Source organism: Marinobacter sp. EhC06 (assembly GCF_001650915.1).
GTDB lineage: Bacteria > Pseudomonadota > Gammaproteobacteria > Pseudomonadales > Oleiphilaceae > Marinobacter.
Genome location: NZ_LXYO01000023.1, coordinates 976,121 through 998,206, shown reverse-complemented (window position 1 = coordinate 998,206; position 22,086 = coordinate 976,121). Strand labels below are relative to the sequence as shown.

Sequence of the window (22,086 nt, the reverse complement as noted above, 5' to 3'; positions counted from 1 at the left end):
GGTGTGAGTGAATAGTGTGTCAAAGGGATTGACGCGCGGCAGACAGCGGATTGTCTGCCAAGACAATGGGGTGGCCCCGGGAACAGCGCTCGATACGGGCTTCGATGCCGTAGGTGTCCGCCAGCAGCCCCGGAGTCAGGACTTGCTCGGGCTCCCCGAGCTCTGCCCGGCCGCCGGGCGACAGCACCAGTGCCTGATCACAGAAACGCAAAGCCAGGTTCAGATCGTGGCTGGCCACGAGGGCGATAGCCCGGTCATTGGCGGTTGCCGCGCGCACCGCGTTCAGCACGTTGAGCTGCCAGTGCAGGTCCAGGGCGCTTGTTGGCTCGTCCAACAGCAGCAGTGGCGTTTGACGCACCAGCACCTGGGCCAACCCGACCATCTGGCGCTGGCCGCCCGACATCTCCGACAGGCGCTTCAGCGCCAGTTCGCGGATGCCCAGGGTTTCAAAGACTGCCTCGATGGCTTGCTCGGTTTCCCGCCGGCTCCAGTCACTCCGGGCCGACCGGCAGGCGCTGAATACGGTCTCGTAGGCCACGAGGGGAATGGCCTGGGGCAGCGGTTGCGGCAGGTAGCCAATCTGGCGGACCCGTTCGCCGGGGCTCTGGCGGTCGAGTTCCTGTCCGCCGAGGGCAATCGAACCGCGGGCCGGCAGAACGCCGGCGAGGGATTTGAGCAGGGTCGATTTGCCCACCGCGTTCGGTCCCACCACCGCAACCAGAGAGCCGGGCGCGATGGCCGGCAGCGAGAGTTCACGGAATACCGGATGGCGGCGGTAGCCGGCGGTCACGTTTGTCAGTTTCAGACTCACAGGGCAAGTCTCCGGCTGCGCCCGACAATCAGGGCAATGAACAGGGGAATACCCACCAGAGCGGTGACAATGCCCACCGGCAGTACCACGCCGGGCACCAGCAGCTTGCTGGCGATGGACGACAGCGACAGCAGCAGGGCCCCGGCCAGGGCGCCGCCTGGCAACAGAAAACGGTGATCCTCTCCGAGCATCAGGCGGGCGATGTGGGGCGCCACCAGCCCGATGAAGCCGATTTCCCCCACAAACGCCATGGCCGCGGCGGTCAGCAGACTGACCCGCAGCAACACCAGCAGGCGCATCCGCTCCACCCGGATGCCCAGGCTGCGGGCCTGCTCCTCGCCGCTGCGCAGCAGGGTCATGGCCCAGGCGTTGCGCAGGGAAAACGGCAGGCAGGCGGCCAGAACGACGGCAACAATCATCACCTTGTCCAGGGACGCCCGGGCCAGGCTGCCCATGGTCCAGAACACGATCTGCTGAACCGATTCGGCATCGGCGACAAACTGGATCAGGCCCACCACGGCATTGATCCCGAACAGCAACGCAATCCCGAACAGCACCACCGCATGAACCGATGCGCCCAGTGTTCTTGAGAGCAACAGAATCAGCAGGGAGGCAGCCGCCGCAAAGACAAACGCCGACAGCGGCAGAAGGATGTGCGCGGCAAGACCGAACAGCGACAGGTTGAACACGATGACGACAGAGGCTCCCAGGGTGGCTGCGGCGCCCACACCAAGGGTGTAGGGACTGGCCAGCGGGTTGTTGAGGACTGTCTGCATTTCGGCGCCCGCCAGGCCCAGGCAGGCGCCGACCACCACCGCCATCAGGGCATAGGGAAGACGTATATCCTGGATAATCACCCGGGTACCGGCATCCAGTGTGTCAGGGTTCAGGAGGCCGTGGACAACATCCATCAATCCAAGCATGGCCGGGCCGGATGCCACATCCACCAGCAGCGCCACTAGACAGCCAAGGGCCAAAGCCACCAGACAGATCACCCGGCGCACCACAAAACGGCGATACTGGCCGGCGAGGGTTTCACCGGGTTCAACCGTCTTCGCGGTTGGCAGGTGTTCCGTTGTGGACGCCAGCGTCATGGCGCCTCTCCCTTGGCGGCCACCCAGTAAGTGCCGTTCAGGGGCAGGGGCTGGAACTGCTCATAGAACGTCGCCAGGGTCTGCTCGGGTGCCAGGTGGCCCAGCTGTTCGGGATGGAACCAGCGCGCCAACGCCTGCACGGCCACCACGTTCAGCGGTGTGTTGTAGAAGTGATGCCAGATCGCAAACGCCCGCTGCTCCTGCACCGCGGTAAGCGCCGACAGTCCCGGACGGTTGGTGATGCGTTGCAGCGACTGCCGGGCGATGGCTTCCGACACGCCGGCACCCAACACCACGTAGGGTTGCTGCTGAATCGGAGTTGCCAGGCCACCGGATCCGATGGCGGTCGCCACGTAGCGATCCGGCTGATCGGCAATCAGGTATTCCAGGTTCAACACACCACTGACACCGGGGATCCGATCGGCGGCAACATTCCGGCCGCCGGCGGCTTCGAGAAACAGGCCCATCATGCCGTGGACCATGGTTTCGCAGCAGCTGTCGTGCAGGCCCACGCGGCTGTGCAGGAACACCGTCGGCCACTGGTCCCGGGGAATCGTTTTCACCACGTCGGTAACCAGCGCCAGCTCGCGTTGGTAGAAGGCGTTAAAGCGCCGTGCTTCAGCCTCCCGGCCCAGCGCCTCACCCAGCACGCTAATGCTTCTGGGGGTATTGACCAGGGGGTCCTGGCGAAAGTCCACGAACACCACCGCCACACCGGCCCGCTCCAGCCGGTCGATCAGCGCCCGGTTGTGAGCGCTGGGACCATGCCCCTCAACACTGAAAATGGCCAGATCCGCGCCCATGGCAAGGACACTCTCCAGACTGAAGCTGTCGGCCGAGGCATGACCCACCCGTGGCACCTCGGCCAGGGCCGGAAAACGGTCCAGATACTGGGCATAGCCCGCCGGATCGGTTTTTTCAAAATCCGGCAGCAGTCCAGCCAGGCGACCCACCACCTGATCGCCCTCGAGAATCGCCAGCGCCGGTATGTATCGACTTTCTCCCAGCACCACCCGCTGGACCTGATCGGGCACGGTGACCGAGCGTCCGGCCAGGTCGGTCACCGTTCTCGCCGCCTGGGCCAGGGATGCAGACAACAGCAAAGCGCCGCCCAACAGGGCGGCATGCAATGGATTCAGACGCATCGGGACCTCAGAACCGCAAGGCCAGACCAAGCCGGATATCCCGGCCGGGTTCGGGCAGGCCAATCACGCCCTCGTAGCCGGGAATGCTCTCGTAGTCCGCGTTGCTGGCGTGGTCGATGTACTGCTTGTCGCCTACGTTCTTGACGGTCAGGGTCAGGCGCAAGTCTTCGTTGCCGGTGGGCAGCCAGTGCACGAACAGGTCGTGTACGCCATAACCGGGCTTGTCGATGGTGCCGACGGAGGTTTCAAGATCGTCGATACCCTGGACAAAGCGGCCCTGCCAGCCGAACTCCAAGTTGCGGTCCCAGCGGTAGGACAGATCCGCCACCCAGGTGTCTCCGATGCTGTTGCCCAGCAGGTTGTGGACGTAGACGGTCAGCGGCTCGCCGTTGACCTCGGCCTCGTTGCTGTGAAAGCTCAGCCCGGCCTGCAGACCCTGCCAGTGATAGCTGGTACCGATGCGGTAGCCATCGGATTCCAGGTCGCCGATGTTCTGGTAGATCACCGGCCCGAACAGCGGATCGGCAATGGCATCCCGGATTTCCGAGCGATAGACCTCACCGGAGAGCGTAAAGTTGCGGTAGATGTAATCAAAACCCACTTCCCTGTTCTTCGCCTTCTCGCCCTTCAGGTCCGGATCGTTCTGGGCCCGGTCGATCTTGAAGGTGTCGTGGGTGCTCGGGCCCCGGAAGGCTTCCGCGTAGCCGGCCCTCAGGGTCAGGCCATCGATCACTTCCCAGGCCACGTTGGCGTTGGGGCTGACGTCGTTTTCACTGAAGCTCTGGTCGTTGTTGTCGTCGAGCTGGTAGTCGTCGTATCGCACGCCGGCGCTCAGCAGAAGATGGTCAGTGAGCCAGTAATCATCCTGCAGGTAGACGCCGGTAACGGTTCCGTTCTCTTCCTCGGCCCGACGATTGGCGGCACCGCCAGCATTGACCCTGTCCTCGCGATAGTCCACCCCGTAGGTCAGAGTATGGCTGCCCAGCTCGGAGCTGTTGCGAAGATCCCCACCGATGCTGCGGGTAAAGCCAAAATAGCGCCCCCAGCGATTGACCACGTTCTGTTCCAGCTCGGACTCGGTGTAATATACGGTCAGGCCCAGGTCCACCAGCGGGTTGGCCGCCGGTTCAAATCCATAGTTCACGGTTGTGGTGTCGCGGCGACCGTCCAGGTCATAAAGCGGGTTGAACCCACTGATCTGCCATTGGGGGCGCTGCGGTCGCTCGCCCTCATCGGTACGAACCTCATGGCTCAGTTTCAGGGTCTGGTCGCCCGGGAGCTGGCCGACGATCTTGGCGAAGCCCAGTTGTTGGCGGGAGTCTGTGCCGGGAATCTCATTGCCGTCGCCGTCCTCGAAGCGCTCATGGTCACTCTGGTTAACTGACACCAACGTGCTCCAGCGGTCACTCAGGCGCCCAAACAGCGTGGTGCTGGCCCGGTAACCGTCGGTGTTCGAGAAGGAACCAAACTTCACCAGGGCGCCCAACTGCTCGCCCGGGCGCAGCAGGTCTTCCGGATCCTTGGTGACAAACCGGATAGCGCCACCGAGAGCACCGGCACCGGAGGTGGCCCGACCCGCGCCGGCTTCCACCTCAACCCGCTTGAGCAGTTCCGGCTCCACCGCCAGACGGCCGGTGTGATGGAACAGCGCGCCGGCCTGGGTGGCACCGTCTATGGTGACGTTCAACAGCGGATCCTCGATACCCCGGACATAGACTTTCTGGGCAATACCGACGGAACCACCCACAGCGACCTCGGGCTGGCTGGCAAACACATCTTCAAGGTCGCTCGCCTGAAACTTTTCAATCTGCTCCTCGGTCACCACGACATCGCTCTCGGCGTTGCGCTCAGCGGTAACTTCGATCGGCTTCAAGGATTCAGTCTCGCTCTGGGCCAGCACCAGAGGGCTCGCCATCAACGTGGCGATCGCCAGGCAAAGCGGCTTGCAGCGGGGTGCAGGACGGGTCGTGGTCCGGATTATATGGGTACTCATGTGCGCTCCGTTTAATGCGACTAATTCCTATTTGGCGCACATTCTTCTTTGAAGCTTTGGTAATGTGAAGAACTTTTACATTTGTTACTAATTCTCACTAGCGTTCATAGGTAGCCATATACGCATCAACAGACCGCCAGAAGACAGATTCTCCGCGCGTATCCAGCCGCCTGTTGCCTCTACCTGGCGCCTGGCCAACGCCAGGCCCAAACCGTAACCGGTCGGCCAGTGATCCCGCGCCTTGGCCGAACGGAAGAAGGGTTTGAAGATGAGATCCAACTGCTCCAATGGTACGCCCGGCCCCTGATCGGCCACTTCGAGGCGATAACCTCGTTCGCTCGCCCTGAGACTGATCCGGACCGTCCCGCCCGCCGGCGTGTAGTTGCAGGCGTTGCGAATCACATTCTCAATGGCCTGGGCCAGTGCCCGATGACTGCTTCCGGCAAGTTCGGCCCCGTCGGGCAACTCCGCATCAATGGTGTGGTCCGGATATTCATACCGGGCATCGTCGAGGATACTGTCCAAGAGATCGATCAGGTCCAGGGTTTCTTCGCTGAGGCTGGGTTTTTCATTCTCCAGCCAGGCCAGCGTCAGGGTGTCTTCAACCAGGTTGCGCATTGTCCCGCATTCACGCTGGATGCGGGGCAGCAGATGCGGGGTATCGATTCCCTCCTGCCCGCAGCTTAAGGCCATTTCAATCCGGGCAAGCGGCGTACGCAGCTCGTGAGAGAGGTCCGCAATCAGGCGACGCTGGGTCAGGATCAGGGTGCCGGTGCGCTCAGCCATTCGGTCAAAGGTCTCTGCCAGTGCCGCAAGCTCATCATTACGGTTACCCAACATCGCCCGGACCCGCACTCCGAGATTGCCGTCGGTAAACTGACGCGTGGCGAACTCAAGCTGACGCAGGGGGGTCATCAGGTGGCGATAGATCACCAGGCACATGATCACCAGGACCGCCAGCGGCAAGGCCAGTTTCAGCATCAGTTTGATTTCGGGAAGATAGGTTCCCGGTCGCATCCGTTCGGGCAAAAGCACCAGAAAATGTAGAGCCGGATCGGCAAAGGTCACTTCCATGATCGGGTTCTCGACAAAGTAGAGATGGATTTTCCACTCCACACTCCGGCCCAGGCGAAACCCCTCACGAAACCGATCGGTCAGCCGGCTCTCGGCCAGGGGCTGGATATCAGAACGCACCACTGCAGCCCAGGTATTCTCGCGCGCCTGCAGTTCTTCCAGCCAGCGTGCAAGGGCCTGTTCATCCCCTGACTGGTAAAGCCGCTCAGCGGTCCGGCCCCAGGCCTTGATGGTTTGCTGATGCTGCTCCGCAATGAAACTCATCTTCTGCTCGGTCTCGGCCCCCAAAAACGAAATCGTCCAGAACAGTACGAGGGTGCCCAGGGCCAGCGTGCCACACAGTTTCCACAACAGACGATGATTCACTGGAAGCAATACCCTTTGCCGTGCAGGGTTTGCAAGCGATCCGGCTGCATTCCCGCCTCGACCAGTTTCCGCCGCACCCGGCTAAGGTGCATATCCAGGCTTCGGTCGTACCGGCTGAATTCCCGCTCGAGGACCACCTGGTAGAGATAGGGTTTGCTGAGCGTTTCGCCCTGGTGCCGCAGCAGGATCCACAGCAAACGGAACTGGATCTGGGTGAGCGTAACCGGGGTCTCGTCGAAATGCACCGACAAGACTGGACGATTCAGTGTCAACGGCCCAACGGTGAGGGTATCCGGGTCGGCCCGTTGGTCCCTGCTACCCAGGGTGCGCTTGAGCAGCGCCTCAATGCGCAACATCAGTTCGGTAAAGCTGAAGGGCTTAGGCACGTAGTCATCGGCACCGCAGCTGTAGCCGAGGATACGGTCCTCCTCAGCACCGCAGGCGGTAAGCATGATCACTGGTGTCTGGTGAGTCTTGCGAAGGCGGTTTAATACCTCGAATCCATCAAGGCTGGGTAGCAGAACGTCGAGCAGTATCAGGTCAAAACGCTGACTGAGCGCGGACATCAGACCACCCTCGCCCTCGTAGCACTGGTGGGCGCTATACCCTCTCGAAACAAGCAGGCTGGTTATCTGATGATTCAGGGTGGGATCGTCTTCGACAATCAGAACCCGGGGCTTGAAACGTTCGGACGCTCGCATGATATTGCTCTTCGTTCATATGAGAATAATTATCATATGAAAAGAGCAATCATCACAGCAAGCCCCAGGGGAAATGGAGGCTCCGATAATTCTTTGCTTTACCCGGCCAGCGCTTCTTCCATGAGAGCCTGCAGGTGCGCCGGCATGCCTTCCGCCAGCTTTAACGCCGCTTCGTGCCCGCGGGGAGACATCTTGCCCCAGGTCCGGCGCACGATGCGTAACCACTTCTCCCGGTCGTAGTCCGCTTTTTCCTCGTAGAAATCCGCGAAATATCGTTCCAGAAACACCATGCAGGCAACGTCTTCCAGGAGCTGCGTGTCCTCATCCTGCCTCAGTTCACGCTTGGTCAGGATGGTCTCTACCCGCTCACACTCGGCCGGCGGATAACCACACTTTGCCATGATTTCCGCCGCCCGCCCGCCGTGCATCCGGCCACAGGCCTGACGCCACTGGTAATAGGCTTTGCGGCCTTCCGGATAGTCCTTCCGCGGCATGGTCCAACGCTCTATGTGCTGGGCCCGGCAGGCGATCTGCATGCGTTCGGACGGTTCGGATTCAAGCTCGAACAGCCAGCGGGTCATGTGCAGGCTGTAGGCATACTCCTTTGGCAGGAGTTCATCGCCAACCCGCTCCTGGTTCGGGTCGGCCTTATTCGCCAGGTCAATCGCAGCCAACGCGCATAGGAGGCTTGAATCCGTTGTGGTCATTAACGTTTCTCTTCGAGTTCCAAGGTAGCCCGGGCCTCAGGCCTGGGCCGAAGGACGGGCCTTGATGCGGTCGTACCAGGCCTGCAGATTGGTCTGCTCGGGCTGGATGCGGATACCGACGACGCGGGCAAAGGCCACAGTGGTAAAGGCATTGATGTCGGCGGCCGTGAACCGGTCGCAGCAGATGTATTCCTTGCCCTCCAGCTGCTTGTCGAGGAAGTGCATGAACTTCTCCACGTTCTTGCCGCACTCCTCGCCCCACGCCTTGATCGGGTTCATCCGGTCCTTGAAGTAACCGGTGGTGTGCTGGAAACACATGCCGGTGGGCATGAAAAAGTAATACTCGATCCAGCGCAGCCACTGTTCGAGTTGTGCTTTTTCCAGAGGGGTGTCGCCCAGCAGGCTCGGCGTATCCGGGTAGCTCTCTTCAAAGTAACGGCAGATCGCCATGGTCTCAGCAATGCAGGTGCCGTCATCCAGCTCCATGACCGGCACCTTTTTCATCGGATTCCGGGCGGTGTATTCCGGGGTCAGGTTTTCACCCTTCTGCAGATCAATCTCGATGAACTCGGCCTTGTCCAGAAGACCTTTCTCGGCCATGAACATGCGCACGCGGCGGGGGTTGGGGGCGGTTTTGGTTTCGAAGATTTTCATTATTATCGGCTCCGTTCCTTATCAATGACGGCTTTGGCAGTTCAAAACGAGAAGACTGACCGGAAAGAAGAGTTGCGTCAAGCAACCGGCGCTAGCGCGGCAACCAGTTGCGGAGCTGCTGGATAATCCACTCCGGGTCGTCGAGGGGGAGGTCATGCCCTGCATCCGGGTGCAGTTTCATGGTCCATTGCCAGCGTTCTTCCAGCGCCGCACTGCAGCGCCAATGAACAATACGGTCACCCCGGCTGGCCAGCACCAGGGCGTCTGTCAGCGGGCGCTTCTCGCCTGGCTTATAGCGGGCCGCTGCAGTCAGCTGGTTGAGGGCGTTTCGGGGGCTGACAGGGCGCTGCCGCTGGATGCTGTACCACTGTTTTGCCAGTGATAAGGGGATCTCTCGATTGGAGGTAAGCCTCAGGATGTCCCGCTCGCGATCAAACAGCTCCCGGCGCCCCAACAGGCGCAGCACCCTTGGCCAGGCTCCCGGCCGCATGCGCTGCCAGGGTGGGCTGAAGCCGGAACTGGTGTTGATCAGAACCAGATTTTGAATCTGGCCCTCGGGGGCGTGCTGGGCCCAGTCCAGTGCCACCATACCACCCATCGAGAGCGCCAGAATGCTGAAGGGTCCGGGAATATGGCTGACTTGCCTGGAAACCTTCTCCCGGATAGCCGTCACGGTTGACGGGCTGTTTTCCCGATAGTGCACACCCGTGCCAGGCAGATCAACCGTATGGAACTGGTAGTCGGGAAACGCTTCCCGCAGGCAAGACGGAAAATCTCCCCAGTGCGCGTGTTCCCTAGTGAGCCCCCGCAACAGAATCCAGTGCATACAGAAGTTCCGATAAATGGTGCCCAGACCCACTGAATCGCTAGTAAGAATCGCGATACCAGTGCATGATCGCGGCTTCCCTCAGCATGGACTCCTCCTCGCGAACCGGCAACCAGTTTTCGTGGCTGGCGGCGGCGTTGACCAGAAAGTCCATCCAGGCCAGATGGCTACGCAAAACCCGCTTGTGACGATGGGGAACCAGGGGATTGAAAAATCCATCCAGTCTCAACAGCTGACGAGGCCGCTTGCGGATCCATCGCCAGGACCCCATTTCCAGGGTGAGAGGCAGAAAAACACCGGCATTTTCACGATTGACCTGTTTGTAAAAGTAGTCCCATAAATCACCGTGAGTGAGGTAATGCCGGGACTGGGGCTCAAACCGATAGTCGTGGTTGGGATAAGCCTGTTCCCAGATCAGCTTCAGCGCCATAACCGAAGCGATCCGGCGCATGGGTCGTCTCCGGTAGGCATACGGAAACCAGATCTGATCCTGCATACCGAAGCCGGAATGGCAGTCCAGCGCCACACTGAACGGCCGCCCTGGCAGCAATCCCTCGATCACTGCCTCCAGCGCCTGGTTTTCAGGCTCCATGCCCTGTTCGGGGTCTCCGGTGTACCAGGGAAAACGGGGTGAGATCCGCTGCCCGCCGAGCAGGAACGCGCTGCGATCCTGGGCGGTGATTGGCGCATTGCGCATCAGATCCACGCCATTTGGATTACTGCGCTGATTCAGGTACATGCCGCCCGGGTTGAGTATGGGCAACAGGGTAATCCGCACCTTCTGTAACAAGCCCGCCAGATGTTCGTCCCAGGTCACTCTGGCGAGCAGCGACTTCAGCCAGGCCATCACCACCTGGCTGCCAATGCGCTCCAGCCCATGCACACCACCAACAATCAATACCGCCGGCACATCCGGCCGGGATGAGCCGATATCAACCCGGTAAATAGGCAGCAGCAGATCCTTCATGGCGATGCGCTCAACCACTTGTGTGGTTACAAGTTCCGGCGCTTCTGCCAGCAGTCGCTCAAGCCCGACCAGTTCCGGGAGAAAGGTTCGCAACAGCCGGCGCTGGCGACCATCGCGGCTGCCCTGCTCCTGGGAAATCGACGTATGGGGCGTCAGGTCGCGCAGCTCTGTCATGGCGTTCTCCGGTATCAGATCCGCGGAGTGTAACCGTTGATTGCTACAACTTATTGACAGCTCCTTGGAAGCATAACATGTCCTTTTTATAGATACATTTGGAATACGCCCTTGTAACTGAGCTGAGCTTCGTTATCCTTGTTACTAGGTATTAACCGAGATGTTCTGATTTGTTCGACCATGACAGCGACCATAAAACAGCTGTTTTCCCGATCCTTTCGGATCGCGGCCCCTTTGTATCGGCACTAACACCGACAACACCCTCCAAAAATCACAAACCCTGAAGAAGGAGAAGTGACTATGCGAAAGCTCAAGTCTGCTGCACTGCTTTGCGCGCTATCCGTACCCGTCGCGGCCCAGGCCGATTGCGGCGAGGTATCCATCACGGAAATGAACTGGGCGTCCAACACCGTCGTCACCAACGTGGCCACCTTTATTATGGAGCAGGGCTATGGCTGTGACGTCACCATCGTTCCTTCCGATACCGTTCCGGCGGTAACCTCGGTTGCCGAGAACGGTGAGCCCGACATTGTTACCGAGCTGTGGCTCAACTCCGCGGGCGAGGCCTACCTGCGCCTGGAAGAACAGGGCAAGGTTGAGCGCCTGGGCAAAGTGCTGGATCCGGGTGGCGTTGAAGGCTGGTGGATTCCCACTTACCTTGCCGAGAAGCACCCTGAACTGAAGACCATCGAGGGCGTAATGGCCAATCCCGAGCTCGTGGGCGGTCGGTTCAATAACTGCCCGGACGGCTGGGGCTGCCGTGTTGTCAGTGACAACCTGATTCGCGCCCTGGATCTGGAAGAGTCCGGCATTGACGTATTCAACCATGGTTCCGGTGAGACCTTGGCCTCCTCCATGGCGTCCGCTGTCCAGAACGAAGAGCCCTGGTTCGGCTACTACTGGGGCCCGACCGTTCCCCTTGGTAAGTACGACATGACCCGGGTTGACCTCGGTGAAATCAAGCCGGACGTGCACCAGAAAAACCAGACACCGGATGTCGACAACCCGGGTGTTTCCGACTTCCCGGCGGCCACGATCCTGACGTCGGTTACCACCGACTTCAAAGAGCGCGAGCCGGAAGTTGCCGAGATGCTCAGCAAGCTGACGTTTAAAACCGAGACCATGAGCGGCATCCTGGCCTGGATGGACGCTAACAACGCCTCGGGCGAGGAAGCTGCGGTTTACTACCTCACCAATAACAGCGACGAGTGGTCAACCTGGCTCAACGACTCCGCAAAAGAGCGGCTGGCCAACGTTCTTAACTGATCGACCTGCCCCGCCCGGGACACACTCTATCTGTGTCCCGGGCCGTTTTCCGAAAACCGTTCTGATTTCAGACGCGTGCAGGAGAGACTGACCGCCCATGGCAACCTACGACTCGCTTTTTTCATCACTGGGCCTTGAGCAGTGGTGCTCTGAAGGCAAAAGCAGCGGCCCCATGTCGATGGCCGATTTGCTGAATAAGAACAAGGGAGAGAGCGCCGAACCGGCCTCTATATGGGAGCTCCCGTTTCCGTCCATGGACGCCCTGAACGAATCCTGTGCCGCCTTTCCCCAGTCCCGGGAGCTTACCAAGGGCCTGGAACAGGGGTTTCTGGCAATAAAGGACAGCCTGAGTCTGGTTCTCGATCCATTGACCCAGCCGCTCAGCTGGTTCCTGGATGGGGCACTTTACGCCATGCTGAACACGCCCTGGTGGATCGTTATCCCCTTGTTACTGGCGGTTGTTTTCGTGGTCACCAAATCCTGGAAGCTGATGCTGTTCGTAGGCGGCAGTATCGTACTGCTGGCCTTCATCGACCATTATGATTACGCCATGCAAACCCTGGCGATCATTTTTGTATGTGCCTTCCTGTGCGTGTTACTGGGTGTACCCATAGGCATCGCCATGGCACGCAGCAATTCCCTGCAACGCATGATCATACCGGTGCTGGACATGCTGCAGACGCTGCCACCGTTTGTGTACCTGATCCCGCTTATCTTCCTGTTCAGTGTCACCGAGTCAAAGCTGTACGGTATCGCCATCATCCTCTACGCCATTGTTCCTGTGATCCGGCTAACCAACCTCGGCATCCGGCTGGTGGACAAGGACGTGATTGAGGCCGCAGACGCCTTTGGCATGACGCCCCGACAGAAACTCTACAAGGTGCAGATCCCGTTGGCGCTGCCCAACATCATGGCAGGGGTCAACCAGACCATCATGATGAGTCTAGCCATGGTTGTCATCGCATCCCTGGTGTCCGCGCCTGGGCTTGGCGTTCTGGTCCTGCGGGGCATCCGTAATCTGGAACTGGGGGTTGGCCTGGTATCGGGTCTTGGCATTGTGATCCTGGCGGTGATTCTCGACCGGGTAACCAAGGCGTCCCTGGCACGCATCAACGTCTCCCAGAAGCAGTGAGGTAAGCCCCATGGCAAAAGACATCAAGATTTCGATCCGAAACCTTTACAAGATCTTCGGCCCGACCCCGGATGTTGCCCTGGAGTATGTTCGCAAGGGCATGGGCAAAGCCGATCTGCTGGAACAACAGCGACACGTCCTCGGCCTGCGTGATATCAACGTGGATATGCACGATGGCGAGATTACCGTAATCATGGGCCTGTCCGGTTCCGGGAAATCCACCCTGATCCGGCATCTTAACCGGCTGATCGACCCTACAGCCGGTGAAATCCGCGTCGACGGCGAGGACATCATGAGCTACACCGAGGAGCAGCTGCGCAAGCTCCGCCGGGAACGTATGTCGATGGTGTTCCAGAAGTTTGCCCTGCTGCCTCACAAGACGGTGCTCGAGAACGCCGGCATGGCCAAGGACATTCGGGGCTACACAACCTCGGACTTTGAGGCCGATGCCCGTAAATGGCTTGCCCGGGTTGGACTGGAAGGCAACGAATACCAGTATCCGCATCAATTGTCCGGCGGCATGCAGCAGCGCGTGGGTATCGCCCGGGCCCTGGTGTCCGACGCCCCGATCATGCTGATGGACGAAGCCTTCTCGGCACTGGACCCGCTGATTCGCTCCGATATGCAGGACCTGTTACTGGAGCTGCAGGAAGAGCTCAAGAAAACCATCGTATTCATCACCCACGACCTAGATGAGGCCCTGAAGCTGGCCGATCACCTGGTCATTCTGAAAGACGGCGAAGTGGTGCAACAGGGGGATCCCCAGGAGATTCTGCTAAACCCGGGCGATCCCTACATTGTCGACTTCATCAGCGATATCAACCGGGCCCGGGTGCTCAGGGTACGATCTGTGATGAGCCCGCCGGACGATGGTGATTCCGAGTTTGCCGGGGATATTTCGGAAAAAGACAACCTGGAATCGGTACTTCTGAAATCCGAAGGCGACATGTCCCTGAATTTCCGGGTGGTCCGGGACGATCAGCATGTGGGCACTCTGCACATGAAAGATCTGGCCCGTGCACTGGTGCCGACAGCCGCGTCAGCCGACAGGAGCAAAACCGCGGCCTAGCACCATTTTGTTCATTACAAAACCGCCGCCAGGGTCTATGCTTCAGGTAAAGCCGACGGTTTCGGCATTCTGGTTTTATCGCCATGGCAAAACCCCTGGTTCTCTCGATTGCGCTCTTTCTTGCCGCCTGCTCGCAGCCAGAGGACCCGCCATCGCTGGTTCCTGAAACAGTAGCAAAGGCAACGAAGACAGCTCCCGCAGCGCCGGCTCCCACAGAGCCGCGTCAGAGCGTAGTTATTGCCGCTGATCCCTGGTGCCCTCACAATTGTGAAGCCGGCTCCGGGCACGAAGGCTATATGATAGATATCGCCAGGGAAGCGTTTGGCCTGGCAGGTATCAATGTGGAATACGTTAATATGAGTTGGGCTCGGGCACTCCAGCAAGCCCGGGACGGCTATGTGGATGCCGTTGTTGGAGCCCTTCCCGGAGATGCACCGGACTTTGTGTTTCCCAAGGCCGCCATTGGCTACTCCAAGATTGCGCTCTACACCCACCCTGACAACAATTGGCAGTACAGTGGCGTCGATTCACTCAGCCAGTTCACCCTGCTGGCGATCAATGGCTATGCCTATTCACCGGAACTGGATAGCTATATCGCGAAGTATCAGGACAACCCGGAAAAGGTCTGGATACTCTCGGGCCCGGCGCCGCTCAGCCGCGCTATCGAACTCCTGCACCAACGCCGCTCTGACGTATTTCCGGAAGATCGCTACGTGATGCAGTGGCAACTGGAACAGGATGGCAGCGCTGAAAGTCTGAGAATGGCCACGGTGATCCATGAGTCACCGCTGTATGTTGCATTTTCCCCGGTCGGCAGTGACTCCCTCGAGCTCGCAGCGCTCCTGTCGGAGGGAGCCAAAGCCCTGCAGAGCACCGGCCGGGTAGCGGAGATACTGGCCCGTTACGGACTATCATGGTCGGACTGAAACGCCCGCATCGTCCCGCCGTCGGCTGTCGACAGGAGCAACTCGCCGTGTTGACCAATACGAACTGACGTCACCTGACCCAAAAGGGTGAGAAACCGATCCTCCTGATTCATCAGCGCTGGCGCGCAGGCCATCCGGGTTGATGCCAATGGACCGATGGCAACGCCTTCGCCCCTGAGCTGATAGCTGCCGGTATAGCGGTTGCACGAAGCCTGACCCGCCATTCTGTTGTCCTCAAGAAACTCAATGGTGATCCGTGACCGGTCAATAATGCCTGTTCCTGCAAGATCCTCAACAACCCACACGGCGCCCCGCAAGAGGCGTTGACGATCCCCGCCACACCCGGTGAATTCGTCACTGCCAACTACCAGGCGCACCTGCGCCGGGTATTGCGCCCCAGACATACTGTCTTCGCAAAGTTGTCGGGCCACCGTGAGCCTGATGGGCAGATCATCCAGCGTCGCCACATACTCCCGACCGTGGCGATTGGCTGTTCTCAGTTCAACCGGAACACGGCGTGTGCCCTGCTCCTCGAATGGGCGTGTTAACAACAGCTCGCCTCCCTCAAGCGTCGCATGCCAGAAGGGCTCATTGCCACGGGCCTCAAAAGGCATTTCCAGGTCACCCGGCTGTAAACATTCCGGGTACGTTTGCCCCCGTATCGTCAGGGTCGCTTTTTCACCCTTGCTCCAGAAACGAGTCTGGTCATCGCCCGGGGCAACATACAGGGCTCCCGAGGCGCTTTCCTCCGGCTTGAGCAGAACCCGCCGGTCCAGATAATCGACACTGATCAGATCGCTGTCCTCATTACCGGATACGGCTATATCAAGTTGCCCGCACGCATAGCTACCGGAAACCGGCTGACGGGTATCGGGCAGAGAGGAGCAGGCGGAGACAGCAAGGCCCGCCGCCGTGACGACGGACAACATCAGAACTCGTCGTGAGTGCATGGTCAGTTCCCTTGTAGGCATGTTTTCGACCTACATTTTAGAAGCCAACGACGGACGAGGCCACCATGAGTGTTCGACGAGACTTCTTATACCGCCTCACCGGCAGTATGCTAGAACGCTGAACCGAGGAGACGACCCCATGGCGCTGAAACTTCACCAATTTGCCATTTCCCACTATTGCGAAAAAGTCCGATGGGCCCTGGATTACAAGGGACTCAACTACGAAACGGTCAATCTGCTGCCCGGGCAGCATGTAAAAACCATCCGGAAACTGACTGGCCAGGCCTCGTCAGTACCGGTCCTGGAGCATGATGGCCAGGTGGTTCAGGGCTCAGCGGCCATCCTGGATTACCTGGATCAGACCTTTCCCGAGCACTCCCTGACTCCGAACGATCCGGAATTGCGCGAGCAGGCGCTGGCCTGGGAACGGCGGCTGGACGAGGAAGCCGGCCCCGCCATACGCTGCTACTCCTACCACCACTTCCTTCAGCGCCCCAAAATCGTGGTGCCCATGCTGGCTGCCGGTACGCCATTCTATAACCGGATAATCCTCAGCCTGGCGTTCAGTCGGGTTGATGAAGTCATGCGCCAGTGGATGAAGATCAACGAGAAAACCTCTGAAAAATCCCGGCAGGTAATGGAAGATCTTCTCACCGAGCTGGCAGACATCTATAGCAAGCGCCCTTTTCTGGTTGGCGACCAGTTCACCCGTGCCGACCTGACGGCCGCGGCCCTGTTTGCGCCCATGTTCCAGCCAGCGCAATACCCGGTGCCCTGGCCAAAACCTGCCCGGATTCCCAGGGACATCAAGACCTGGCTGGACCAGTGGCAACAGCAGATCCGTCCCCTGGAGAAAATCTACAGTGAAAACCGCCAGCCCAACTGAGTCCGCCGGTGTCGGAATTCGTCAGCCAATCTGGCGTGAACCGACATTCCACTGCCCGGGTTACATGCCAAAATAAGCCTGTAGGAACTGGAACCCGGCGGGAACTCTATGGCTTTGACCGACATGATGCTGGCCGTACTGGAAGAAAGCGGTCTGCTTGCCCTGTGGAAGGTGGCGTCGCCCTGGCTGGCGCTGGATGAACGGCAACTGATTTTTGTGGTTGCCACCCCCGTCTTCGTGGCCGTTACGCTGTGGGAATACCTAAAGATCCGGCACAACCCAAAGCTGATGGATACCCGGGAAGCGATCAGGAACTTTGCCCTTGGTGCCGGCTACCAGGTGACCGAGCTGCTCTTCGCCGGCCTGATTGCATTTCCTGCCTACGCCCTCTGTTACCACTACCGCCTGTTCGATCTGGAACTTGATGCATTCACTGCCTTGCTGACCTTCCTGGGCGTGGATTTCTGCTTCTACTGGATGCACCTTTCCAGTCACAGGGTGCGCTGGTTCTGGGCCGCGCACGTGGTGCACCATTCTTCGGAGCGGATGAATTTTTCCACCGCCATGCGCCAGAATGCCACCAACATTTTCAACGGCATGTGGGTGTTCTATCTGCCCCTGGCATTGCTGGGTCTCAATCCTGTCTGGATTGGCGTGGCTTACGCACTGTCACTGGTGTACCAGTTCTTTATTCACACCACACTGATTGGAAAACTGCCCCGATGGGTTGAACTTGTTTTCAACACCCCGAGCCATCACCGGGTTCATCATGGCCGCAATCCCGGTTATATCGACCGTAATTACGGCGGCACGCTGATAGTATGGGATCGCGTGTTCGGCACGTTTGTCGACGAAAATGCCCAGGATCCGCCCGAATACGGAATCACCCGGCCCATCCGCTCCAATAACCTGATTGTGCTATGGACCCACGAATACGTGGACCTGTTCCGCGACATGGCGCAGCCAGGCGGATTATTGTCTCGCCTTACCCACCTATGGAAACCGCCGGAGTGGCAACGCCCGGCCACAGTGAAAAACAACAAGGAAACGGGCCGTGACACTGAACGAACATCCCCTGACGCTGAACGCTGGTGATGGCCACACGATAACCGGGACGCTCTTTACCCCGGCGGCACCGACCGCCATTCTCATTGTCAGCCATGGCATGGCCGAACACGGCGACCGTTACACACCACTGGCGCGCTGGCTCGGGGAAAACCGCATAGCTGTTATCACCTATCATCACCGGGGCCATGGCCCGAGCTGCCCTTCCGGGGACCTGGGGCACTATGCCGACCAGCATGGCTGGACCCGTGTGGTTGACGACCTGCATCAGATGGTTCAACACACCCGTGCCCGATTTCCCGGGCTGCCCGTCAACCTGCTGGGCCACAGCATGGGTTCCTTTATTGCCCAGGCCTACGCCCAGAGCCACGGCGACAAACTGGACACCCTGATCCTCAGCGCCACCAACCGCATTGACCGGGGCCAGCTCCTGGCATCCCGGACCCTGATCGGTCTGATCCGTCTGGTTCGCGGCAAGCAGCACCGCAGCCGTCTGGTGGCCCGAATGACCTTTGAGCAGTTCAATCGCAAGTTCCGCCCGAACCGAACCAATGCCGATTGGCTCAGCCGGGATCCGGACCAGGTGGATCGCTATATTGCCGACCCGCTGTGTGGTTTCGATTGCACGGTTGGCCTGTGGTGGGATTTCACTGGTGGTATGCTGCGCCTTTCGCCGGCTGCCTGGCGCAAAGATCTGCCAGTGCATCTGTTTTCAGGCACTGCAGATGCCGTCGGGGAAATGGGGCGTGGCGTCCGAAGGCACTTCCAGACCATTCGTGAGGCGGGTGTTGAAAACGTCACCCTGAGATTGTTCGAAGGCGGCCGCCATGAGATGCTCAACGAGACCAACCGGGACGACGTCCGGGATTACCTCCGGTCTTTGTGCCTGACCTCAGATTCACCGTCATCGGTCGCGCATCCGGAAATGTCACCACAAACTCAAGCCATCATTGATTGACTCTGTAAGGACGTTGCATGGGTTATCTTCGAGGCCTCAGGCTGTTCCGTACCCTGGGACTGGCTCTGTGCCTGTCTGGCTTCACCATCACCGGGGCTGTTGCTGGCGAGGTCAGTCTCGGGGCCGCCGCCAACTTTACCGACACCGCCCGGGAACTGGCGCAGCATTTTGAAGCCGTAACCGGGCACACCGTGTCCGCAAGCTTCGGATCCACGGGTAAACTCTACGCGCAGATCAGAAATGGCGCGCCCTTCGACGTATTCATGGCCGCCGACGTGCGACGGCCAGCGCTGATCGAGCAGGAGCAGGCTGGCATTTCCGGCACACGGTTCACCTACGCCCGGGGCAAGCTGGCGCTCTGGAGTCCTGCCGCCGGAGCTTTTGAAGATGCCCATAGTTATCTGGCCAGCCAGCCCTTCGCGAGGCTGGCCATCGCCAACCCGAAGACGGCCCCGTACGGCCTAGCCGCGCAGCAGGTTCTGGAGCATATGGGCCAATGGGATGTCCTGCAGCCGAAACTCGTTCGGGGGGACTCCATTGCCCAGACTTTCCAGTTCGTTGTCAGCCGCAATGCCCAGGCCGGCTTCGTGGCTCTGTCCCAGGTACGCTCCTGGGAAGATGATAAAGGCACTTTCTGGGAAGTTCCCCAGAGTTACTACCACCCCATTGATCAGCAGGTTATCCTGCTGAATCGCGGAGCCGGCAACGAGGCCGCCCTGGCCTGGATGGATTTTCTGAAATCAGACGCCGCCATTGCTATTATCCGGAGCTATGGATACGACACCGGAAATGACACGACCAACTGATGTTTGAAACCTACTGGGATCCGGTCTGGCTGACATTGAAGCTGGCCACGACGACCACTGTACTGCTGCTGTTGATCGGCACCCCTATCGCCTGGTGGCTGGCCCGGACCCGACACTGGCTTCGGCAACCGATAGCGGCCGTGGTTGCGCTGCCTCTGGTTCTGCCGCCTACCGTGCTGGGTTTCTATCTTCTGCTGGTCATGGGGCCGGAAGGCTGGGTGGGCCAGATGACGCAGTCCCTGGGTATCGGGCTGCTGCCATTTACCTTCGAAGGCCTGGTGGTGGCGTCGGTCATCTATTCCCTGCCCTTTACCGTTCAACCTCTACAGAACGCCTTCGAAGCAGTTGGTGAAGGCTTTATGGAAGTCGCGTCCACGCTCCGGGCAGCGCCCTGGGACCGGTTTTTGTTCGTCGCCGTGCCCCTGGCCCGGAACGGCTTTCTAACAGCCGCCGTACTGACCTTTGCCCATACCATTGGCGAGTTCGGCGTGATCCTGATGATCGGCGGCAACATCCCGGGCGAAACCAAGGTGCTTTCTGTCGCCATCTACGACCATGTGGAATCGCTGGAATACACCGAGGCCCACTGGCTGTCCGCCGGCATGGTGGTATTCTCCTTCGTGGTGCTGGTGACTGTTTACGCGCTTAACGGCAAAGCCCGCTCTGGAGCGATCAGATGACCGCCTCCAACACCATCCGTGCCCGCTTCCAGTGTACATTCCCCGGCTTCGGCCTCGACGTAGACCTGACCTTGCCAGGCACCGGCATCACCGGCTTGTTCGGGCATTCGGGGTGTGGCAAAACCACCCTGTTAAGGTGCATGGCCGGCCTGCAAAGCGCCCCCGGTACCATGACCGTCCTTGGCGAACCCTGGCAAACCGAGACGTTCATTCGGCCAGTCCACAAGCGGCCTCTGGCCTATGTATTCCAGGAAACCCACCTGTTCCCTCACCTGAACGTGCGCAAGAATCTGGAATTCGGGTACCGGCGCATTCCGGCTGGCGACCGACAAATCGGATTCGACGATGCCGTGCGGTGGCTTGGACTGGAATCACACCTGGACCGCATGCCTGTTGGCCTCTCTGGTGGTGAACGCCAGCGGGTGGCCATTGCCCGTGCTCTGCTGACCAGCCCAAGGCTATTGCTGATGGATGAGCCGCTGTCCGCTCTGGACCTCAACAGCAAGCAGGAAATCCTTCCCTATCTCGAACGGCTGCACGATACCCTGGCTATTCCGATTATCTACGTATCTCATTCAACCGAAGAAGTTGCCCGGTTGGCGGATCACATTGTGATGCTGGAAGAAGGCCGTGTGGTCGCGCAGGGGCCACTGAGGGATACCCTGGCCGGCATCGATAATCCGTTCCGCGTCCAGGACGACGCCGGTGCCTTGCTGGAAGGCCAGATTATCGATCTTGACGACCACTGGCACCTGGCACTTTTCCGGTTCGATGGCGGCCAGCTCTGGCTGCGATGTGACCACCGGCTAAAAACGGGAGACCAGGTTCGGGTAAGGGTACTGGCCCGGGATGTCAGCCTTGCCCTGACCGAGAATCCCGACCAGAGCATCCAGAATCTCGTGCCTGCAGTCATCGACCAGATTGATCCCGATGTGGCGCCCGGCATCAGCCTGGTTCGGCTTCTGGCCGGGCCGACGCCATTACTATCGAGACTCACCTCCCGAGCCGTCGCCCAGCTCGGTCTTGCGCCGGGCATGAACGTCTGGATGCAGATCCGATCCGTTGCCCTGATAGCTTAGCTTCCTGGGCACCGCAACCGGCTACGCTGGCTGAGCAAGGAAAAAGGCCGCTGTTGAAAGCGGCCTTCCGGAAAACAGGGTGATTGGTCAGACTCAGCGGGTGCCGTAAACCACCATGGTCTTGCCCTTGACCCTGACCAGCCCCTGGTCTTCCAGGGTTTTCAGTACCCGGCCGACCATCTCCCGGGAGCAGCCAACAATACGGCCGATTTCCTGCCGGGTGATCTTGATCTGCATGCCATCCGGATGGGTCATGGCATCCGGTTCCTTGCACAGGTCCAGAAGGGTACGGGCAACACGCCCGGTGACATCCAGAAACGCCAGGTCGCCGACCTTGCGGGTGGTCTGGCGCAGGCGGGAGGCCATCTGCTCGCCGATGAAGTACAGAACCCGTGGATCCTGTTGGGCAATTTCCCGGAACTTGGTGTAGCTGATTTCCGCCACTTCGCATTCGGTCTTGGCCTTTACCCAGGCACTGCGGGAATCCATGTTGTCGAACAGGCCCATCTCACCGAAGAAGTCGCCGGCGTTCAGATAGGCCATGATCATCTCACGACCATCGTCATCCTCAATAATGACGGTTACCGATCCCTTGACGATGTAGAACAGTGAATCGCTCTTGTCACCGGCATAGATAATTGTGCTCTTGGCTGGATAACGGCGGCGATGGCACTGCGAAAGGAAATAGTCGAGATGCTTGGTTTTCTGCTCAACCGGCTTGACGATAGTGGCCATAATGCGAGTCGTGCCTCCTCAG

General features: G+C 59.6%; 22 protein-coding genes. 10 read left to right on the top strand and 12 right to left on the bottom strand.

What is annotated here, in order from left to right; all coding sequences use genetic code 11:
• Positions 1–19: 19 nt before the first annotated feature.
• From A8B84_RS14385 to A8B84_RS14340, 10 genes are all read right to left on the bottom strand, one after another.
• Positions 20–811, bottom strand: coding sequence for an ABC transporter ATP-binding protein (locus A8B84_RS14385; RefSeq protein ID WP_064229816.1), 792 nt, complete (start codon positions 809–811; stop codon positions 20–22).
• Complete coding sequence (locus A8B84_RS14380) at positions 808–1,905, bottom strand: FecCD family ABC transporter permease (RefSeq protein ID WP_064229815.1); 1,098 nt, start codon at positions 1,903–1,905, stop codon at positions 808–810. Before A8B84_RS14380 ends, A8B84_RS14385 begins: the two co-directional genes overlap by 4 nt.
• A complete protein-coding gene (locus tag A8B84_RS14375; RefSeq protein WP_064229814.1) occupies positions 1,902–3,050 on the bottom strand; it encodes an ABC transporter substrate-binding protein in 1,149 nt (382 codons plus the stop codon). The genes A8B84_RS14380 and A8B84_RS14375 overlap by 4 nt, the downstream gene beginning before the upstream one ends.
• A gap of 7 nt (positions 3,051–3,057) precedes the next feature.
• The gene (locus A8B84_RS14370) at positions 3,058–5,043 is read right to left on the bottom strand and encodes a TonB-dependent receptor domain-containing protein (protein ID WP_201257893.1); all 1,986 of its coding nucleotides are present in this window, start codon (positions 5,041–5,043) and stop codon (positions 3,058–3,060) included.
• Positions 5,044–5,130: 87 nt separating this feature from the next.
• On the bottom strand, positions 5,131–6,483 hold the full coding sequence (locus A8B84_RS14365; RefSeq protein WP_064229813.1) for a sensor histidine kinase: 1,353 nt from the start codon (positions 6,481–6,483) through the stop codon (positions 5,131–5,133).
• A complete protein-coding gene (locus A8B84_RS14360; RefSeq protein WP_064229812.1) occupies positions 6,480–7,184 on the bottom strand; it encodes a response regulator transcription factor in 705 nt (234 codons plus the stop codon). The genes A8B84_RS14365 and A8B84_RS14360 overlap by 4 nt, the downstream gene beginning before the upstream one ends.
• Before the next feature lie 98 nt (positions 7,185–7,282).
• The gene (locus A8B84_RS14355) at positions 7,283–7,891 is read right to left on the bottom strand and encodes a DUF4202 domain-containing protein (RefSeq protein WP_064229811.1); all 609 of its coding nucleotides are present in this window, start codon (positions 7,889–7,891) and stop codon (positions 7,283–7,285) included.
• A 36-nt stretch (positions 7,892–7,927) separates the two neighbouring features.
• Positions 7,928–8,545: a glutathione S-transferase family protein gene (locus tag A8B84_RS14350; RefSeq protein WP_064229810.1), complete on the bottom strand. Its 618-nt coding sequence runs from the start codon at positions 8,543–8,545 to the stop codon at positions 7,928–7,930.
• 91 nt (positions 8,546–8,636) lie between these two features.
• Entirely contained in the window at positions 8,637–9,371 is a 735-nt protein-coding gene (locus A8B84_RS14345; RefSeq protein ID WP_064229809.1) for an alpha/beta fold hydrolase, read from the bottom strand.
• Positions 9,372–9,411: 40 nt separating this feature from the next.
• The gene (locus tag A8B84_RS14340; RefSeq protein WP_064229808.1) at positions 9,412–10,512 is read right to left on the bottom strand and encodes a M14 family zinc carboxypeptidase; all 1,101 of its coding nucleotides are present in this window, start codon (positions 10,510–10,512) and stop codon (positions 9,412–9,414) included.
• Positions 10,513–10,812: 300 nt separating this feature from the next.
• On the opposite strand from A8B84_RS14340, the gene A8B84_RS14335 reads away from it, so the two are divergent.
• From A8B84_RS14335 to A8B84_RS14320, 4 genes are all read left to right on the top strand, one after another.
• Positions 10,813–11,778 carry an ABC transporter substrate-binding protein gene (locus A8B84_RS14335; protein WP_064229807.1) on the top strand — a complete coding sequence of 322 codons (966 nt, stop codon included), beginning with the start codon at positions 10,813–10,815 and terminating at the stop codon, positions 11,776–11,778.
• A 97-nt stretch (positions 11,779–11,875) separates the two neighbouring features.
• Entirely contained in the window at positions 11,876–12,910 is a 1,035-nt protein-coding gene (locus A8B84_RS14330; protein ID WP_064229806.1) for an ABC transporter permease, read from the top strand.
• Positions 12,911–12,920: 10 nt separating this feature from the next.
• Complete coding sequence (locus tag A8B84_RS14325; RefSeq protein ID WP_064229805.1) at positions 12,921–13,979, top strand: quaternary amine ABC transporter ATP-binding protein; 1,059 nt, start codon at positions 12,921–12,923, stop codon at positions 13,977–13,979.
• A gap of 296 nt (positions 13,980–14,275) precedes the next feature.
• Entirely contained in the window at positions 14,276–14,905 is a 630-nt protein-coding gene (locus tag A8B84_RS14320) for a substrate-binding periplasmic protein (protein WP_264753897.1), read from the top strand.
• Here the strand turns inward: A8B84_RS14320 and A8B84_RS14315 are convergent.
• Complete coding sequence (locus A8B84_RS14315) at positions 14,881–15,855, bottom strand: META domain-containing protein (protein ID WP_227512843.1); 975 nt, start codon at positions 15,853–15,855, stop codon at positions 14,881–14,883. The two genes, A8B84_RS14320 and A8B84_RS14315, sit on opposite strands and share 25 nt — an antisense overlap.
• A gap of 139 nt (positions 15,856–15,994) precedes the next feature.
• Here A8B84_RS14315 and A8B84_RS14310 point away from each other — a divergent pair, with 139 nt between their 5' ends.
• The 6 genes from A8B84_RS14310 (at position 15,995) to modC (ending at position 21,329) form a co-directional block, all read left to right on the top strand.
• Positions 15,995–16,741, top strand: a complete 747-nt coding sequence (locus tag A8B84_RS14310) for a glutathione S-transferase family protein (protein ID WP_064229802.1) — start codon at positions 15,995–15,997, stop codon at positions 16,739–16,741.
• A gap of 108 nt (positions 16,742–16,849) precedes the next feature.
• A complete protein-coding gene (locus tag A8B84_RS14305) occupies positions 16,850–17,836 on the top strand; it encodes a sterol desaturase family protein (RefSeq protein WP_064229801.1) in 987 nt (328 codons plus the stop codon).
• A complete protein-coding gene (locus A8B84_RS14300; RefSeq protein WP_227512842.1) occupies positions 17,796–18,764 on the top strand; it encodes an alpha/beta hydrolase in 969 nt (322 codons plus the stop codon). The genes A8B84_RS14305 and A8B84_RS14300 overlap by 41 nt, the downstream gene beginning before the upstream one ends.
• 17 nt (positions 18,765–18,781) lie before the next feature.
• Complete coding sequence (modA, locus tag A8B84_RS14295; protein WP_082905165.1) at positions 18,782–19,570, top strand: molybdate ABC transporter substrate-binding protein; 789 nt, start codon at positions 18,782–18,784, stop codon at positions 19,568–19,570.
• Positions 19,570–20,250, top strand: coding sequence for a molybdate ABC transporter permease subunit (gene modB / locus A8B84_RS14290; protein WP_064229800.1), 681 nt, complete (start codon positions 19,570–19,572; stop codon positions 20,248–20,250). Before modA ends, modB begins: the two co-directional genes overlap by 1 nt.
• Positions 20,247–21,329 carry a molybdenum ABC transporter ATP-binding protein gene (gene modC, locus A8B84_RS14285; protein ID WP_064229799.1) on the top strand — a complete coding sequence of 361 codons (1,083 nt, stop codon included), beginning with the start codon at positions 20,247–20,249 and terminating at the stop codon, positions 21,327–21,329. Before modB ends, modC begins: the two co-directional genes overlap by 4 nt.
• 93 nt (positions 21,330–21,422) lie before the next feature.
• Here modC and crp read toward each other — a convergent pair whose 3' ends face one another.
• On the bottom strand, positions 21,423–22,064 hold the full coding sequence (gene crp / locus A8B84_RS14280) for a cAMP-activated global transcriptional regulator CRP (protein ID WP_007153756.1): 642 nt from the start codon (positions 22,062–22,064) through the stop codon (positions 21,423–21,425).
• Between the last annotated feature and the right edge of the window lie 22 nt (positions 22,065–22,086).

Excerpts from the sequence above, each read along its gene's own strand:
- A8B84_RS14360 (WP_064229812.1), bottom strand. The coding sequence starts at position 7,184 with ATGCGAGCGTCCGAACGTTTCAAGCCCCGGGTTCTGATTGTCGAAGAC.
- A8B84_RS14350 (WP_064229810.1), bottom strand. The coding sequence starts at position 8,545 with ATGAAAATCTTCGAAACCAAAACCGCCCCCAACCCCCGCCGCGTGCGC.
- A8B84_RS14340 (WP_064229808.1), bottom strand. The coding sequence starts at position 10,512 with ATGACAGAGCTGCGCGACCTGACGCCCCATACGTCGATTTCCCAGGAG.
- modA (WP_082905165.1), top strand. The coding sequence starts at position 18,782 with ATGGGTTATCTTCGAGGCCTCAGGCTGTTCCGTACCCTGGGACTGGCT.
- A8B84_RS14315 (WP_227512843.1), bottom strand. The coding sequence starts at position 15,855 with ATGCACTCACGACGAGTTCTGATGTTGTCCGTCGTCACGGCGGCGGGC.
- A8B84_RS14375 (WP_064229814.1), bottom strand. The coding sequence starts at position 3,050 with ATGCGTCTGAATCCATTGCATGCCGCCCTGTTGGGCGGCGCTTTGCTG.
- A8B84_RS14320 (WP_264753897.1), top strand. The coding sequence starts at position 14,276 with ATGATAGATATCGCCAGGGAAGCGTTTGGCCTGGCAGGTATCAATGTG.
- A8B84_RS14325 (WP_064229805.1), top strand. The coding sequence starts at position 12,921 with ATGGCAAAAGACATCAAGATTTCGATCCGAAACCTTTACAAGATCTTC.
- A8B84_RS14370 (WP_201257893.1), bottom strand. The coding sequence starts at position 5,043 with ATGAGTACCCATATAATCCGGACCACGACCCGTCCTGCACCCCGCTGC.
- modC (WP_064229799.1), top strand. The coding sequence starts at position 20,247 with ATGACCGCCTCCAACACCATCCGTGCCCGCTTCCAGTGTACATTCCCC.
- A8B84_RS14305 (WP_064229801.1), top strand. The coding sequence starts at position 16,850 with ATGGCTTTGACCGACATGATGCTGGCCGTACTGGAAGAAAGCGGTCTG.
- A8B84_RS14355 (WP_064229811.1), bottom strand. The coding sequence starts at position 7,891 with ATGACCACAACGGATTCAAGCCTCCTATGCGCGTTGGCTGCGATTGAC.
- A8B84_RS14345 (WP_064229809.1), bottom strand. The coding sequence starts at position 9,371 with ATGCACTGGATTCTGTTGCGGGGGCTCACTAGGGAACACGCGCACTGG.
- A8B84_RS14380 (WP_064229815.1), bottom strand. The coding sequence starts at position 1,905 with ATGACGCTGGCGTCCACAACGGAACACCTGCCAACCGCGAAGACGGTT.
- A8B84_RS14310 (WP_064229802.1), top strand. The coding sequence starts at position 15,995 with ATGGCGCTGAAACTTCACCAATTTGCCATTTCCCACTATTGCGAAAAA.
- A8B84_RS14335 (WP_064229807.1), top strand. The coding sequence starts at position 10,813 with ATGCGAAAGCTCAAGTCTGCTGCACTGCTTTGCGCGCTATCCGTACCC.
- crp (WP_007153756.1), bottom strand. The coding sequence starts at position 22,064 with ATGGCCACTATCGTCAAGCCGGTTGAGCAGAAAACCAAGCATCTCGAC.
- modB (WP_064229800.1), top strand. The coding sequence starts at position 19,570 with ATGTTTGAAACCTACTGGGATCCGGTCTGGCTGACATTGAAGCTGGCC.
- A8B84_RS14330 (WP_064229806.1), top strand. The coding sequence starts at position 11,876 with ATGGCAACCTACGACTCGCTTTTTTCATCACTGGGCCTTGAGCAGTGG.